13 protein-coding genes are annotated in these 16,143 nt (G+C 69.3%); 5 read left to right on the forward strand and 8 right to left on the reverse strand.

What is annotated here, in order from left to right; translation table 11 throughout:
- Positions 1-99: 99 nt before the first annotated feature.
- Together WS54_RS22520 and WS54_RS22525 are read left to right on the forward strand one after the other, a co-directional pair.
- Complete coding sequence (locus WS54_RS22520) at positions 100-1,932, forward strand: ArnT family glycosyltransferase (protein ID WP_082725069.1); 1,833 nt, start codon at positions 100-102, stop codon at positions 1,930-1,932.
- A gap of 2 nt (positions 1,933-1,934) precedes the next feature.
- Positions 1,935-3,290: an MATE family efflux transporter gene (locus tag WS54_RS22525; protein ID WP_059781040.1), complete on the forward strand. Its 1,356-nt coding sequence runs from the start codon at positions 1,935-1,937 to the stop codon at positions 3,288-3,290.
- Positions 3,291-3,301: 11 nt separating this feature from the next.
- On the opposite strand, the gene lipA is transcribed toward WS54_RS22525, so the two are convergent.
- The 5 genes from lipA to WS54_RS22550 all read right to left on the reverse strand — a co-directional run bounded on the left by lipA (position 3,302) and on the right by WS54_RS22550 (position 8,559).
- Positions 3,302-4,267, reverse strand: coding sequence for a lipoyl synthase (lipA, locus tag WS54_RS22530; protein ID WP_059781038.1), 966 nt, complete (start codon positions 4,265-4,267; stop codon positions 3,302-3,304).
- 2 nt (positions 4,268-4,269) lie between these two features.
- Complete coding sequence (locus WS54_RS22535; protein WP_059781035.1) at positions 4,270-5,385, reverse strand: acetoin dehydrogenase dihydrolipoyllysine-residue acetyltransferase subunit; 1,116 nt, start codon at positions 5,383-5,385, stop codon at positions 4,270-4,272.
- A 4-nt stretch (positions 5,386-5,389) separates the two neighbouring features.
- Complete coding sequence (locus WS54_RS22540) at positions 5,390-6,394, reverse strand: alpha-ketoacid dehydrogenase subunit beta (RefSeq protein WP_034207461.1); 1,005 nt, start codon at positions 6,392-6,394, stop codon at positions 5,390-5,392.
- A gap of 54 nt (positions 6,395-6,448) precedes the next feature.
- Entirely contained in the window at positions 6,449-7,432 is a 984-nt protein-coding gene (locus tag WS54_RS22545; RefSeq protein ID WP_059781033.1) for a thiamine pyrophosphate-dependent dehydrogenase E1 component subunit alpha, read from the reverse strand.
- A 68-nt stretch (positions 7,433-7,500) separates the two neighbouring features.
- Positions 7,501-8,559: an ATP-NAD kinase family protein gene (locus WS54_RS22550; protein WP_059781031.1), complete on the reverse strand. Its 1,059-nt coding sequence runs from the start codon at positions 8,557-8,559 to the stop codon at positions 7,501-7,503.
- A gap of 537 nt (positions 8,560-9,096) precedes the next feature.
- Between WS54_RS22550 and WS54_RS22555 the strand changes: the two genes are divergently transcribed.
- The gene (locus tag WS54_RS22555) at positions 9,097-11,016 is read left to right on the forward strand and encodes a sigma-54-dependent Fis family transcriptional regulator (protein ID WP_059781029.1); all 1,920 of its coding nucleotides are present in this window, start codon (positions 9,097-9,099) and stop codon (positions 11,014-11,016) included.
- Between the two features lie 19 nt (positions 11,017-11,035).
- Here the strand turns inward: WS54_RS22555 and WS54_RS22560 are convergent, their stop codons facing one another.
- Together WS54_RS22560 and WS54_RS22565 are read right to left on the reverse strand one after the other, a co-directional pair.
- The gene (locus WS54_RS22560; protein WP_059781026.1) at positions 11,036-11,470 is read right to left on the reverse strand and encodes a carboxymuconolactone decarboxylase family protein; all 435 of its coding nucleotides are present in this window, start codon (positions 11,468-11,470) and stop codon (positions 11,036-11,038) included.
- The gene (locus tag WS54_RS22565) at positions 11,454-11,915 is read right to left on the reverse strand and encodes a MerR family transcriptional regulator (protein WP_034207467.1); all 462 of its coding nucleotides are present in this window, start codon (positions 11,913-11,915) and stop codon (positions 11,454-11,456) included. Before WS54_RS22565 ends, WS54_RS22560 begins: the two co-directional genes overlap by 17 nt.
- Positions 11,916-12,190: 275 nt before the next feature.
- Between WS54_RS22565 and WS54_RS22570 the strand changes: the two genes are divergently transcribed.
- The gene (locus tag WS54_RS22570) at positions 12,191-12,799 is read left to right on the forward strand and encodes a ComEA family DNA-binding protein (RefSeq protein WP_034207468.1); all 609 of its coding nucleotides are present in this window, start codon (positions 12,191-12,193) and stop codon (positions 12,797-12,799) included.
- A gap of 88 nt (positions 12,800-12,887) precedes the next feature.
- Positions 12,888-13,319 carry a YidB family protein gene (locus tag WS54_RS22575; RefSeq protein WP_059781024.1) on the forward strand — a complete coding sequence of 144 codons (432 nt, stop codon included), beginning with the start codon at positions 12,888-12,890 and terminating at the stop codon, positions 13,317-13,319.
- A 116-nt stretch (positions 13,320-13,435) separates the two neighbouring features.
- Here WS54_RS22575 and clpB read toward each other — a convergent pair whose 3' ends face one another.
- Entirely contained in the window at positions 13,436-16,033 is a 2,598-nt protein-coding gene (gene clpB / locus WS54_RS22580; protein WP_034207470.1) for an ATP-dependent chaperone ClpB, read from the reverse strand.
- Positions 16,034-16,143 lie beyond the last annotated feature (110 nt).

Here is a 16,143-nt window from a genome sequence, read left to right on the forward strand (position 1 = left end):
AAAGGGCAGCCCAGGCTGCCCTTTTTTGTCTCTGCTCGCCGGGAAGCGCCATCCCGCGCCCGGGCAACGACCTGACGCACAACAGCGGGCGCGACTACAATGCCGGATGCTCGAAACCGGCTCGACCGCGCGCCACCGCACCGGCCGCCCGCCCATAACAAATCGCTCATCTGCATGAAGCCTGTCGTCCGTCTCACCGCCTCCGCCACGCGCGCGCTGCCGCGCTGGCTGCTGCTCACGCTCTGCTGCGTTTACGCGGCGTTCGGCCTGTTCGGTCGCGACCCGTGGAAAAACGAGGATGCGGCGGGCTTCGGCGTGATGTGGACGATGGCCAAGGGCGGCTGGCACGACTGGCTGCTGCCGAACCTGGTCGGCAAATTCATCACGACCGACGGGCCGCTCGGCTACTGGCTCGGCGCGCTGTCGATCCGCGGCCTCGGCCCGTGGGTCGACGCGAGCAACGCGTCGCGCGTCGACACCGGCGTGCTGTTCTGCGTCGCGTGCGCGTTCGTCTGGTACGCGGCCTACCTCCTCGGCCGGCGCGCCGAGGTTCAACCGTTCAAATACGCATTCGGCGGCGAACCCGAACCGCGCGACTACGGCCGCACGCTCGCGGACGGCGCGCTGCTGGTGCTCGTCGCCTGCTTCGGCCTCGCGGAACGCGGGCACGAAACGACGCCGCAGCTTGCGCAGTTCGCGTGGATCGCGATGCTCGTCTACGGGATCGTGCGCGGCATCGACAAGCCGCTGCAAGGCGCACTGTGGTGGGGCCTCGCGATCGGCCTCGTCGCGCTGTCCGGCAACCCGGTGCTGGTCGTCGCACTGCTCGCGGGCACGGCCGCGCTGTGGCTCGTGACGCCCGAGATGCGCAACCTGCGCCTGCCGCTGGTCGGCGTGCCGCTCGCGGCCGCGATCTTCGCGCTCTGGCCGCTCGCCGCCTTCGTCGCGGCGCCGGACGACGCCGCCTGGTTCTTCAACCAGTGGATTCACGGCAGCCTGATGCGCTTTTCGGGCCCGCCGACGGCCGTGCTCGGCTATGCGGCGAAGAACCTGCCGCTGTTCACGTGGCCCGCGTGGCCGCTCGCGATCTGGGCGTGGTGGAGCTGGGCCGGCATGCGCCGCCGTGCGCACATCGCGATTCCGCTGTCGGTTGCCGTGCCGCTCGTCGCGCTCGTGATCCTGCAAAGCCAGCAGTCGAACCGCATGTACATGCTGCTGCTGCCGCCGCTCGCGGTGCTCGCGACGTTCGCGCTGCCGACCCTCAAGCGCGGCGCGATCAACGCGATCGACTGGTTCGCGGTGCTGAGCTTCACGATCCTCGGCACCTTCGTGTGGCTCGTGTGGCTCGCGTCGCTCACCGGCTTCCCGCATCCGCTCGCGCGCAACCTCGCGCGCCTCGTGCCCGGCTACGAGCCGCATTTCAAGATCCTGTCGTTCGTCTGCGCGGTGATCGTCACCGTGTGCTGGTGCTTCCTCGTGCGCTGGCGCGTCTCGCGACAGCCGAAGGTGCTGTGGCGCAGCGTCGTGCTGTCGAGCGCGGGCACCACGCTGATGTGGGTGCTGCTGATGACGCTGTGGCTGCCGATCGTCAACTACGGCCGCACCTATCGCGACGTCGCGCAACAGATCGCCGTACACCTGCCGTCCGACTACGAGTGCATTTCGCCGGTGCGGCTCGGCGACGCGCAGATCGCGACCTTCGCGTACTTCGGCAACATGCACTTCGATTTCTCCGGCGACTGCGACGTGATCCTGCGCCAGGACCGCGCCGACTTCGGCGAGCCGAGCGCGATGTCGCAATACGTGTGGCGTCTCGTCTGGGAAGGCCGCCGCGTCGCCGACCGCGACGAGCGCTTCCGCCTGTACGAGCGCATCGAACGGCCGAAGACGCCCGTCAAGCGGCGTCCGCCGCGCCGCCAGGCGGCCGATTGACGATGCTCGGCGACATCCGCCGGATCGTCGGTCTCGCGTGGCCGGTGCTGGTCGGCCAGCTCGCGATCATCGCGTTCGGCGTGATCGACACCGCGATGGTCGGCCGCTACTCGGCCGTCGATCTCGCCGCGCTGGGGCTCGGCTCGTCGATCTACGTCTCGATCTACATCGGCCTGACGGGCATCCTGTCCGCGCTGCAGCCGATCACCGGGCAGCTGTACGGCGCGCGGCGCTATGCCGAGATCGGCGAGGAAGTGCGCCAGGCGCTGTGGCTCGCGCTGCTGCTCTCGATTCCGGGCTTCCTGCTGCTGCATTTTCCCGAACCGCTGCTGCGCGTCGCGCACGCACCCGCCGCGCTGCACGACCGCACCGTCGACTACCTGCGCATCCTGTCGTACGGGCTGCCCGCCAGCCTCGTCTTCCGCATCTACAACGCGCTGACCAACGCGGCCGGCAAGCCGCGGCTCGCGATGATCCTGCAGATCGGCGCGCTGCTGCTCAAGTTTCCGCTGAACGTGTGGTTCATCTTCGGCGGCTTCGGCGTACCGGCGCTCGGCGGCCCCGGCTGCGGCCTCGCCAGCACGCTGATCAACTGGGCGCTCGCGCTGATCGGCTACGCGCTGCTCGCGAAGCTCGACGTGTTCGCGCCGCTCGCGATCTTCTCGCGCTTCTGCTGGCCCGTGTGGGCGCGCCAGAAGGCGATCCTGAAACTCGGCGTGCCGATGGGTCTGTCGTACCTGATCGAAGTCACGTCCTACACGTGCATGGCGCTGTTCATCGCGCAGTTCGGCACGACGACGCTCGCCGGCCACCAGATCGCCGGCAACATCGGCGCGGTGCTGTACATGACGCCGCTGTCGATCGGCGTGGCGGCGTCGACGCTGGTCGCGCGCGCGCTCGGCGCCGGACGCGTCGAGGAAGCCCGGCTGCTCGGCCGGCACAGCGTGATGTTCGCGTGCGGCGTGGCGGCCGCCTACGGCGTGCTCGTGTTCGCGCTGCGCCCGCTGATCATCGGCGGCTATACGCCGAACCCGGCCGTCGCCGCGGCCGCGATGCCGCTCGTCGCGATCGTCGCGTGCTACCACGTGTTCGATGCGCTGCAGGTCACGTCGGCGTTCGTGCTGCGCGCATACAAGGTGGCGGTCGTGCCGACCGTGATCTATGCGGTCGCGCTGTGGGGCGTCGGACTCAGCGGCGGCTACGTGCTCGGCTTCGACGTCGGCGGCATCGCGCCCGCGTGGCTGATCGGCGCGCGCGGCTTCTGGTTCGCGAACACGGTCAGCCTGATGCTGGCGGGCGCGGGGCTCGTGCTGTACCTGCGCCACATCGGCCGCGCGCCCGCCACCGCCGCGGCCTGACGTGCGGCGCGCTACGCGTCCTCCAGCACGTCGGCCGCGTGATACGACGACCGCACGAGCGGGCCGGCGACGACTTCCCTGAAACCGAGCGCGAGCGCCTCGTCGCGCCAGGCGGCGAAGGCGTCCGGACTCACGTAGCGCCGCACCGGCAGATGGTGCGCCGACGGCGCGAGATACTGGCCGAGCGTCAGCACGTCGACCTCGTGCGCGCGCAGGTCGCGCAGCGTGTCGCGCACCTCGTCGTCGCGCTCGCCGAGCCCGAGCATCAGTCCCGATTTCGTCACGAGCGTCGGCCGCGCGGCCTTCGCCTGCGCGAGCAGCTCGAGCGAGCCGCGATAGTCGGCGCCCGGCCGCGCCGCCCGGTACAGCGACGGCACCGTCTCGATGTTGTGATTGAACACGTCGGGCCACGCCGACGACAACGCGTCGAGCGCACGGGCCGCGCGGCCGCGGAAGTCCGGCGTCAGCACCTCGACGCCGATGCCCGGTACGCGCGCGCGCACCGCCGCGATGCATGCGGCGAAATGCGCGGCGCCGCCGTCGCGCAGGTCGTCGCGGTCGACCGACGTGATCACGACGTAGCGCAACCCGAGCGCCGCCTCCGCGTCGGCCAGCCGCGCGGGCTCGCCGGGATCGAGCGGCTCGGGACGGCCGTGCGCGACATCGCAGAACGCGCACCGCCGCGTACACAGCCCGCCCATGATCATGAAGGTCGCGGTGCGCTGCGCGAAGCATTCGCCGATGTTCGGACACATCGCCTCCTCGCAGACGGAATGCAGCCGATGCTCGCGCAACACGGCGGCCATGTCGGCCACCGCCGCGCTCATCATCGGCCGTGCGCGCAGCCACGACGGCTTCGGCAAGACCGCGCCGGCCGCGGGCTCGACGCGCACCGGAATGCGCGCGAGCTTGTCGCGACTTCGCGCGCCGGGCTGGCCGAGCGCCGTGAGGCTGGGTCGTTCGAGCGCGGCGGCCATCGTCAGTCTCCGAGGAACGCGGCGATCAGGCGGTTCACGTCGGCGGCCGCCTCCATCTGCACCATGTGGCCGCTGCCGGCGATCACCTCGGCGCGCACGCCGTCCGGCAAACCCTGCGCATGCTGCGCGGGAATCACCTGGTCGCGCTCGCCCCAGATCACGAGCGTGCGCGGCGCAAGCGCCGCGAGCCGGTCGCGGAACACGCGCCGCTGCGTGGCGCCGTCGAACGCGGCATGCGCGATTTTCTCGAGCGCGGCCTGCACGCCTTCGAGCCGCTTGTACTTGACGAGATCCTCGACGAGCTGCCGCGTGACCAGCGCGTTGTCCGCGAACAGCGCACCGAGGTGCGGCTTCAGCGTGTTGCGGCTGTTGCCGGCGACGAAGCCGTCGATGTACGCGCGGTTGATGTCGGCGCCGAGCCCCGCGCTCGCGATCAGCGTGAGCGATGCGACGCGTTGCGGCGCACGCTCGGCCGCCGTCATCGCGACCGCGCCGCCCATCGAATGGCCGATCAGATGCGCGCGCTCGATGTGCTGCGCATCGAGCAGCGCGAGCACCGCGTCGGCCAGTTCATCGAGGCTGCCGGTCTCGACCGCCTTGCCCGACTCGCCGTGGCCGGGCAGATCGAGCGCCCACACCGGCCGGTGCGCGGCGAGATCCGCGTGATTGAACAGCCAGTTGTTCAGGTCGCCGCCGAAGCCGTGGATCAGCACGGCCGGCGTGCCCGCACCGTCGCCCAGCTTCAGGAAGCGGATCGTGCGGCCGCCGATCTGCGCCTTCTCCGGCTGCGGGCCGGCCGCCTCGTCGGTAGCCGCGCTCGGCACGAAATCGCGCTGGAAGTCGGCGATCGCCGCATCGATGTCGGCGTCGCTCGCATCGGCGGCCGCGACGACGCCGAGCAGCGCGCCGACGGGCAGCGTCTCGCCCTCCTGCGCGACCTGCCGGCGCAGTGTGCCGTCGAACGCGCACTCGACGCCCGACGAGATCTTGTCGGTCTCGACGTCGAGCACCTCGTCGCCCTTCGTCACGCGTTCGCCGATCGCCTTCAGCCAGCCGTTGACCTGCCCCTGCTCCATCGACAGCCCCCACTTGGGCATCGTGATCATGTGAATCGACATCGTGTCAGCTCCTCGTCTTCAGGACCGCCTGCGCAATCGCATCGGCGGACGGGATATACAGGTCTTCCAGCACGCCGGCGAACGGCGCGGGCGTATGCGGCGCGGTGACGAGCTCGATCGGCGCCTTCAGCGAGCGGAACGCGCGCTGCGCGACGAGCGCGGCGATGTCGGTCGCGATCGAGCAGCGCGGGTTCGCTTCGTCGACGACCACCACGCGCCCGGTACGCCCGGCGCTCTCGAGAATCGTTTCCTCGTCGAGCGGCGACGTCGTGCGCAGGTCGATCACGTCGCACTGGATGCCGTCCTTCGCGAGCGTCGCGGCCGCGTCCATCGCGAGATGCACCATCCGGCCGTACGTGACGATCGTCGCGTCGTCGCCGTCGCGCGTCACGTTCGCCTCGCCGAACGGAATCGCATAGGATTCCTCCGGGACGTCGCCCTCGCGCGTATAGAGCAGCTTGTGTTCGAGGAAGATCACGGGATCGTTGTCGCGGATCGCCTGGATCAGCAGCCCCTTCGCGTCGTACGGCGTCGACGGGCACACGACCTTCAGCCCCGGGATGTGCGTGAACAGCGACGTGAGCATCTGCGAGTGCTGCGCGGCCGCGCGCAGGCCGGCACCGTACATCGCGCGGATCACGACCGGCGTCACGGCCTTGCCGCCGAACATGTAGCGGAATTTCGCGGCCTGGTTGAAGATCTGGTCGAAGCACACGCCCATGAAATCGACGAACATCAGTTCCGCGACGGGCCGCATCCCGCACGCGGCCGCGCCGACCGCCGCGCCGATGTAGCCGCCCTCCGACAGCGGCGTATCGAGCACGCGGCCCGGAAACTTGTGGAACAGCCCCTTCGTCACGCCGAGCACGCCGCCCCACGCGTCGTCCTCGCCCGGCGCGCCCGCGCCGCCCGCGTTGTCCTCGCCCATCACGATCACGCTGTCGTCGCGCGCCATTTCCTGCGCGAGCGCCTCGTTGATCGCCTGCGAATAAGTGATCTTCCTTGCCATGTCTGTCTCCTGGAATGTTCGGTTCGCCGTGTCGGCAGCGTGGTCAGCCCGCGCTCACGGATACGACACGTAGACGTCGGCGAGCAGGTCGGCGGCATCCGGCAGCGGCGCGGCCTTCGCCTGCGCGACCGCGTCGTCGATCAGCGCCTTCACCTGGGCGTCGATCGCGCGCAGGTCGTCGGTCGTCAGCGCTTCGGCGCGCACGACGCGCGTTTCGAAATGCTTCAGGCAGTCCTTCTCGTCGCGCAGCTTCTGCACTTCGCCCGGCGCGCGGTAGGTTTGCGCATCGCCCTCGAAGTGGCCGAAATAGCGTGTGAACTTCACCTCGACGAGCGTCGGGCCGCCGCCGTTGCGCGCACGCTCGACGGCCTCGCCGAGCGCCTCGTGCACCGCGAAGAAGTCGAAGCCGTCGACGATCACGCCCGGCATCCCGAACCCGTTTGCCCGATCGGCGATGTTGTCGGTCGCAACCGACCAGCTCGACGACGTCGCTTCCGCATAGCCGTTGTTTTCGGCGACGAAGATCGCGGGCAGCCGCCACACCGACGCGAGGTTCATCGATTCGAAGATCACGCCCTGGTTCGATGCGCCATCGCCGAAGAAGCACACGCCGACGCCGCCCGTCTTCTTGTGCTTGGCCGCGAGCGCCGCGCCGCACACGAGCGGGCCGCCCGCGCCGACGATCCCGTTCGCGCCGAGCATTCCCATCGACAGGTCGGCGATGTGCATCGAGCCGCCCTTGCCGTGGCAGACACCCGTCTTCTTGCCGTAGATTTCGGCCATCATCCCGTGCACGTCGACGCCCTTCGCGATGCAATGGCCGTGGCCGCGGTGCGTGGTGGCCACGTAGTCGTCGAGGCCGAGGTGCAGCATCGTGCCGACGGCGGACGCCTCCTCGCCCGCGTACAGGTGAACGAAGCCGGGAATCTCGCCGGTCGCGAATTCGACGTGCAGGCGTTCCTCGAATTCGCGGATCGTGCGCATCAGCCGATAGGCGTCCAGCAGCGTGTCCCTGCTGAGCTGGGTCGAAGCGGTCATGTGTGTCTCCTGGGTAGGTCTGACTGCGAATGCCGCCCCGGCCATGCCGCGGCGGCGGACTTTGGCGTTCACTCGTGCCGCGCACCGGCGTCGCGCAGCAATTGCCGCGACGATGCGTAGCGCAGCGTGCGGCCGACGTCGACCGTCAACGGCCCGCGCCAATCGAGCGAAATCTCGTAGCGATCCCCGCGCGCGACCTCGATCTCGCGCTCGCCGTCGAACGCAAGCGTGCCGCGCTCGAACGGAACCGCGTGCCACGCACCCGGCTCGAGCCGCTCGCAACTGCGCATCACGACACGGTCGACGCGCCCTGGCGCGATCGGCGCGACGAGCGGCGTGCCGGCCGCGTTGCCGGCTTGCGCGAACCGCATCGCAAGCCCGTGCGGCGCGCTGCGTTCCAACGGCGCCCATGCGCCGCCGAGCGCGGACAGGCCGATGCCGTCCGGTTCGGCGAACGTCAGGTAGAGCGAGTCGATGTCGTCGGAGCCGGAGATCGCGCGCGCGCCGACGAAGCGCTGCCGCGCGGCGCACACGTCGACGAGCGCGATCTCTTCGCGCCCCGGCTGCGCGCCCGCGACACAGCGCACGACGAGCCGCTTGTTGCGCACGAACGCGACCTCGGCCGGCACCGCGCCGCTCGCGGCGAGCCCTGCCGCGACGCCGGCGACGGTCGCCTCGCGATGTTCGGGGAACGCGTTGTTGGTGCCGGTGGACAGCGCGACGAGCGGCGTCGCGCCGCAATGCGCGGCCACCGCGCGATGGGTGCCGTCGCCGCCGAGCACGACGATCAGCGACACGTCCATCCGGTGCAGATAGGCCGCGCCGGCCTGCGTATCGGCGACGGTATCGGTGATCGGCAGGTCGACGAATTCGACCTCGGGCCAGCGCTCGTGCGGCGCGACCGCGCGATGCGTGTCGATCGCGCGCAGCAGCAGCGTCGCGATGCCCGTGCGGTCGCGCAGCGTCAGCACGCGCTCGACGCCCATCGCGCCGAGGCCGGCCAGCAGGCGCACGATCATGTTCGCCTTCTCCGCGGTCGGAAACACGGATGCATGCGTCGTGAGGCGGCGGATGTCGCGCCCCGACGCGGGGTTCGCGATCACGCCGACGGTAACGGGCGTCGTCACGGGTTTGTCTCCATCCAGTCGACAGGGCCCGCGCATTGGCACGCGCCGGCTCCGCCTGTTTCGTCCGCCGCCATCGACGGGCGGCGGATCGTCGTTGCCGATGCAATCGCGCCGGCTTGCCCTCATCTCTGCAAGCGGCGTGCCATCGTGCGTGCGACGGCCGCGAAACCCGCGTCCGCACTGGCGCGGCGGGCCTGCGCGGGTTCGGAATGCGCGACCGTGACGACACGGCGCGCATCGAATTCGCCGGGACGTCTCACGTCGCCGATAGGGCGAACGCGATCGTCGCGGCGCTCGCGCCTGCGCGGCGCTCGCGCCTGCGCGACGTTCCGCCGCAAACCCAGCGTTCGCGCGGCGTCGCGCAGGCGGCGTCGGGCCGCACGCCATGCATCCGGCCGTCTCAATGGCGCGAGACGTGCTGCGATATCGGTGAGACGACCGTCTCACGCGCATCGCGTGCTGCGATGCAATGTGATCCGCCGGACCGGATGTGCTACAAGAACGGCGACATCCCGCCGTACGGAACCGGAGCCGACCATGCCCTACGCCGTCCCCCAGGCCCAGCACGCCGACCGTGTCCTTGGCGCGCTCGCCGGACGCCTGCCCGCGCCGGCGGATTCCGCGCGCCTCGTGTCGTCGTGGCAGCGGTCGCTGGAGCGCTACCGTCTCGACCCCGCTTCGTCGATCGGCCCGCGCGTGCTGACCGCGGCGGAGCTGCGCGAAGTACGCGACAAGGAAGAAGCCTTCCTGCGCGCGTCGGGCCAGTGCCTGACGCGGCTGCACGACATGATCCGCGTCGCCGACTACTGCGTGATGCTGACCGACGCGCACGGCGTGACGATCGACTACCGGATCGACCGCGAACGCCGCAACGACTTCCGTCACGCGGGGCTGCACATCGGCTCGTGCTGGTCGGAAAGCGAGGAAGGCACCTGCGGCGTCGCGAGCGTGCTGACCGATCTCGCACCCATCACCGTGCACAAGACCGATCACTTTCGCGCGGCGTTCACGACGCTCACGTGCAGCGCGGCGCCGATCTTCTCGCCGGGCGGCGAACTGATCGGCGTGCTCGACGCGTCGGCCGTGCACTCGCCGGACGGCCGCGACAGCCAGCGCCTCGTCTACCAGCTCGTGCGACAGAGCGCGGCGCTGATCGAGGACGGCTACTTCGTGCACAGCACCGCGCAGCACTGGATATTGTTCGGGCATCCGAACCGTCACTACGTCGAGGCGCAGCCCGAGTGGCTGATCGCGTTCGACGAATGCGGCAACATCGTCGCCGCGAACCGGCACGCGCGCGACGCGCTGCCGGCGCTGCGCGAGCCGCGCCATATCGACGAGATCTTCGATGCGACCGAGATGCCGCTGCGCGACGCCGCGCGGCTCGATGCGATCGTCGCGCTGCGGCTGCGCGCGACCGGCGCGCCGCTCTACGCGCGGCTGCGTGCGCCGCTACGGCGCGCCGGCCGCGAACCCGGCGCGGCATCGCGCCGCCCGGGCACCGCCGTGCCGCGTCACGTCGGCGCGCTCACGCCGTTCCTGAACAGCAGCGACCCGCGCATCGCGCAACAGGCGGAACTCGCGCTGCGGGTCGCGAGCAAGCGGCTGCCGATCCTCGTGCTCGGCGAAACCGGCGCGGGCAAGGAAGTGTTCGCCCGCGCGATCCACGACGCCGGCGCACGGCGCGCGCGGCCGTTCGTCGCCGTCAACTGCGGCGCGCTGCCGGAAGCGCTGATCGAGAGCGAACTGTTCGGTTATGCGGCCGGCGCGTTCACCGGCGCACGCAAGCACGGCGCGCGCGGCAAGATCGCGCTCGCCGACGGCGGTACGCTGTTTCTCGATGAAATCGGCGACATGCCGCTCGCGCTGCAGACGCGTCTGTTGCGCGTACTGGCCGACGGCGAGGTGGTGCCGCTCGGCAGCGATACGCCCGTGCGCGTCGACCTCGACGTGATCTGCGCGACCCACCGCGATCTCCCCCGGATGGTGGCCGACGGCACGTTCCGCGAAGACCTGTACTACCGGTTGAGCGGCGCGACGTTCGACCTGCCGCCGTTGCGCGAACGCGCGGACGTGCGCGACGTGATCGCCGCCGTATTCGCCGAGGAAGCGCAGGCGACCGGCCACGTGCTCACGCTCGACGCGACGCTCGCCGAACAGCTCGCCGCGTACCCATGGCCGGGCAACGTGCGCCAACTGCGCAACGTGTTGCGCTATGCGTGCGCGGTATGCGACGCCGCGCGCGTGACGCGGCGCGACCTGCCGGCCGACCTCGCCGCGCAACTCGGCGGCGCCCCGGCGGGCGCGCTGCCGGACGACGAGCGCGGCCGCATCGTCGCCGCGCTCACCGCGCATCGCTGGCGGCCCGACGCGGCCGCCCGCGCGCTCGGCATGTCGCGCGCGACACTGTACCGGCGCATCGCGAAGTACCGGATCGTCGCGCCGCACCGTGCGTGACGCACGCGCGCACGCTTCGTCAGGCGGGCTGCCCGGCCGCTTCGTTCGCGTCGTCCGCCACGCCGGCCGCCTCGTCGCGGCGCGTGAACACTTCGCGCGCGGCGAACAGCGCGTTGAGCGCGGCCGGCATCCCCGCGTACACGGCCATCTGCATGAACACCTCGACGATCTCGTCGCGCGTGCAGCCGACGTTCAGCGCGGCCTCGATATGCACCTTCAATTGCGGCTGCGCGTTGCCGAGCGCGGCCAGCGCGGCGATCGTCGCGATTTCGCGCGCCCTCAGGTCGAGTTGCGGCCGGCTGTAGATGTCGCCGAAGCTGAATTCGACCAGCAGCCGCGCGAAGTCCGGCGCGATCGGCGCAAGCGCCGCGATCACGCGTTCGCCCACTTCGCCGTCGATTTCCTTGAGTTTGTTCCAGCCGCGCGTGTAGCGATCCTCAACGAGTTGTTCCATCGTGTCCGTCCTGTTCCGATAAAGCGTGAGAAGGATTCGCCCGTCGTGCCGTTTCCCGTTCCCGCGCCTCGTAGTACGCGATCTTCTCGCCGATCGCATCGAGGCTCGCCTGCAGCTCCGCGATATGCGCGCGCACCGCGTCGCGATGCGCGACCAGCAAGTCGCGCCGCGCGCCGAACGTCGATTCGCCCTGCTCGCGCAGCACCGCGAACGCCTGCATCTGCGCGATCGGCATGCCGGTCGCCTTCAGGCGCATCACGAAGTCCAGCCAGTCGAGGTCGGCCGGCGCATAGAGCCGGTGCCCGGCCGCCGTGCGCGAAATCGCGCGCAGCAGGCCGGCCTGCTCGTAATACCGCAAGGTGTGCGTCGACACGCCCGTCAGTTCGGCGACTTGCCCGATCGTCAGCGGACCGGCGGCGGTGGGTTGGGAAACGGTTTTCGACATGGCAGGAACAAGGTTAGGAGTTAGAGTTCACTCTAAGTCAAGCGTTGTCGAACGGCCAGCGTCGCGACAACCGGCGACACCGTAAAGAATGGTCAAAATCGGCGCATGGCATCGGTTTCGGCCTTTACAGCACCGCAAGCCTTCAGCAAGATTCGGTCAGCTTGTCTTAAAAAGGGCACGCATTTGTCCTATGCTTAACGGCGACGCCCGGCCATCTCGCGCCCCGTCGTCCGTTGCAACAGCCATTCATCCGTCAGAACCAGGGAGCCCTTGCCATGCTGAAAAAGCTGCTGATGCTGTTCGTCGCGCTATCGCTGTCGCTCGCCGCCGGCCTCGCCGCGGCCGTCGAAGTCAACACGGCCGACCAGGCCGCGCTCGAATCCGTGAAGGGTCTCGGGCCCGTGAAGTCGAAGGCGATCATCGACGAACGCACCAAGAACGGCCCGTTCAAGGACGCCGACGATCTCGCAAACCGCGTGAAGGGCCTCGGCACGAAGTCGGTCGGGCATCTCGAGGAAAACGGCCTGACGATCGGCGGCGCGTCGACGCCGCCGAAGGGCGTGAAGCTGTCGAAGCCGGCCGCGACGACGTCCGCGACCACGTCGACCACGACGTCGGCAGGCACCGCATCGACGTCCACGACCGCGACGGCCGGCACGACGACCGCGGCGCCCGCGCCGACGGCGAGCGCACCGGAAGCGGCGGCCAAGCCGGCCAAGACCAAGCGTGCATCGAAGAAGGAAAAGGCGGCAGCGGCTGCCGCGGCATCCGCCGACGCGGGTGCGAGCGCACCGGCGGCCGCGTCGTCTACGAAGGCGACGAAGGGTAAGAAGAAGAGCAAGAAGGACAAGGCAGCCTCCGCCGCCGCGGCGTCGGGCGCCTGATGTGCGCCGCGCGCGCGACGGCGTGCGCGCGGCATTCGTTCAACGGGCGCCGTCGTCACGGCGCCCTTTTCAGTGAAGGTGAAGAACCATGGGTCTCCTCGACATCGTTGGCGGTCTGATCGGCGGCCAGGCCGGCGGCAACTCGCAAAGCGCGCTGATCGCGACCGCGCTCGAATTCATCAACAACCAGCCGGGCGGCCTGAACGGGCTGATCGAGAAGTTCAAGGCCGGCGGCGCCGGCGACGTGATCGGTTCGTGGGTCGGCAACGGCGAAAACCAGCCGATCTCGCCGGACACGCTGCAGAACGTGCTGGGCTCGGACGTCATCGGCTCGCTCGCGAGCAAGGTCGGCATCGATCCGGCGCAGGCCTCGTCGATCCTCGCGCAGGTGCTGCCGCACGTCGTGAACCATGCGACGCCGAACGGCGAAGTCCCGGCCGGCGGCCAGGTCGACACGTCGAACGTGCTCGGCACGCTCACGCAGCTCGCCGGCATGTTCGGCGGCAACAAGCAGGCCTGAGCGCCCGCCGCGACCGGACGGCCCGTTCGGCCGCTCCATAAGCAAACACCCCGCCGAGGCGGGGTGTTCGTTTTTGCGCCCGGTGCGAACCGGGCACGCTGCCGATCGGCAGGCGATCAGTGAACGACGCGGTCGAACACGAACTGGCCGTCGTTGACGTCGACCGGGATCACGTCCTTCGGGCCGAAGCGGCCGGCGAGGATCAGCTTCGCGACCGGGTTCTCGATCTCCTGCTGGATCGCGCGCTTCAGCGGCCGGGCGCCGAACAGCGGATCGTAGCCGACCTTCCCGATCTGCTCGAGCGCCGCGGGCGACACGTCGAGCGCCATGTCGAGCTTCGCGAGCCGGTCGTGCAGGCGCGCGAGCTGGATCTTCGCGATCGACTCGATGTTGCTGCGGTCGAGCGCATGGAACACGACGACGTCGTCGATCCGGTTCAGGAACTCGGGACGGAAATGCTGCTTCACCTCGAGCCACACGGCGTCCTTGATCTCTTCCTGCGGCGCCCCCGTCATCGCCTGGATCACCTGCGAGCCGAGGTTCGACGTCATCACGATCACCGTGTTCTTGAAGTCGACCGTGCGCCCCTGCCCGTCGGTCATGCGGCCGTCGTCGAGCACCTGCAGCAGCACGTTGAACACGTCCGGATGCGCCTTCTCGATCTCGTCGAGCAGGATCACGCTGTACGGCTTGCGACGCACGGCTTCCGTCAGGTAGCCGCCTTCCTCGTAGCCGACATAGCCCGGCGGCGCGCCGATCAGCCGCGCGACGCTGTGCTTCTCCATGAACTCGCTCATGTCGATGCGAATCAGGTGCTCTTCCGAATCGAACAGGAACGACGCCAGCGCCTTGCACAGCTCGGTCTTGCCGACCCCCGTCGGGCCGAGGAACAGGAACGAGCCGTACGGACGGTTCGGATCGGCGAGACCTGCGCGCGAGCGACGGATCGCATCGGCCACCGCGCTGATCGCTTCGTCCTGGCCGACCACGCGCTCGTGCAGCTTTTCCTCGATGTGCAGCAGCTTCTCGCGTTCGCCCTGCATCATCCGCGACACGGGAATGCCCGTCGAACGCGACACGACCTCCGCGATTTCCTCGGCGCCGACCTGCGTGCGCAGCAGGCGCGGGCGGGTCGGGTTGTGCTGCTCCTGCTCTTCGGCCTGCGTGACCTGCTTCAGTTGCGACTCGAGCTGCGGCAGCTTGCCGTACTGCAGCTCGGCGACCTTTTCCAGCTTGCCTTCACGCTGCAGGCGCGCGATGTCCGCCCGCACCTTCTCGATCTCTTCCTTGAGCTGCGCGCTGCCCTGCACCGCGGCCTTCTCGGCGGTCCAGATCTCCTCCAGGTCCGCATATTCGCGGCCGAGGCGGTCGATCTCTTCCTCGATCAGCTGCAGGCGCTTCTGCGACGCTTCGTCCTGCTCCTTCTTCACCGCTTCGCGCTCGATCTTCAGCTGGATCAGACGGCGGTCGAGCTTGTCCATCTCTTCGGGCTTCGAATCGATTTCCATCTTGATCTTCGAAGCGGCTTCGTCGATCAGGTCGATGGCCTTGTCGGGCAGGAAGCGGTCGGTGATGTAGCGATGCGACAGCTCGGCCGCGGCGACGATCGCCGGGTCGGTGATGTCCACGCCGTGGTGCAGTTCGTACTTCTCCTGCAGCCCGCGCAGGATCGCGATCGTCGCCTCGACGCTCGGCTCGTCGACGAGCACCTTCTGGAAGCGGCGCTCGAGCGCGGCGTCCTTCTCGATGTATTTGCGGTATTCGTCGAGCGTGGTCGCGCCGATGCAGTGCAGCTCGCCGCGCGACAGCGCCGGCTTCAGCATGTTGCCCGCGTCCATCGCGCCTTCGGCCTTGCCTGCCCCGACCATCGTGTGGATCTCATCGATGAACACGATCGTCTGCCCTTCGTCCTTCGCGATGTCGTTGAGCACCGCCTTCAGGCGCTCCTCGAACTCGCCGCGATACTTCGCGCCGGCGAGCAGCGCGGCCATGTCGAGCGACAGCACGCGCTTGCCCTTCAGCGTCTCGGGCACTTCGCCGTTGACGATCCGCTGCGCGAGCCCTTCGACGATCGCGGTCTTGCCGACACCCGGCTCGCCGATCAGCACCGGGTTGTTCTTGGTGCGGCGCTGCAGGATCTGGATCGAGCGGCGGATTTCGTCGTCGCGGCCGATCACCGGATCGAGCTTGCCCGCGCGGGCGCGCTCGGTCAGGTCGACCGTGTATTTCTTCAGCGCCTCGCGCTGGCTTTCCGCGTCCTGGCTGTGCACCTGCGAGCCGCCGCGCACCGCGGCGATCGCGGCTTCGAGCGACTTGCGCGTGAGGCCGTGCTGGCGTGCGAGCTTGCCGGCCTCGCCCTTGTCGTCGGACACGGCGAGCAGGAACATCTCGCTCGCGATGAACGTGTCGTTGAGCTTCTGCGCTTCCTTGTCGGCCTGGTTCAGCAGCCCGGCCAACTCACGGCCGATCTGGATGTCGCCGCCCGTGCCCGTCACTTGCGGCAGGCGCGAGATCGCTTCGTTCAGCGCGCCTTGCAGCGCCTGCACGTGCACGCCCGCGCGCGACATCAGCGAGCGGGCCGAGCCGTCCTGCTGCGCGACGAGCGCCGCCAGCACGTGAACGGGTTCGATGTATTGATTGTCGCGGCCGGCCGCAAGGCTTTGCGCGTCCGCGAGTGCTTCCTGGAACTTGGTGGTGAGCTTGTCGATTCTCATTTAGTCGAGACCTCCAATTTTCGATTACCACCAAGATGAGGATGGTCATGCGGCTTTCAAGCGAAATTCGGGTTGATTCAGCGCAAAAATTGCCGGATAGCCTGAAAACG

The sequence above is a fragment of the Burkholderia sp. NRF60-BP8 genome (assembly GCF_001522585.2).
In the GTDB taxonomy this organism is placed as follows: domain Bacteria; phylum Pseudomonadota; class Gammaproteobacteria; order Burkholderiales; family Burkholderiaceae; genus Burkholderia.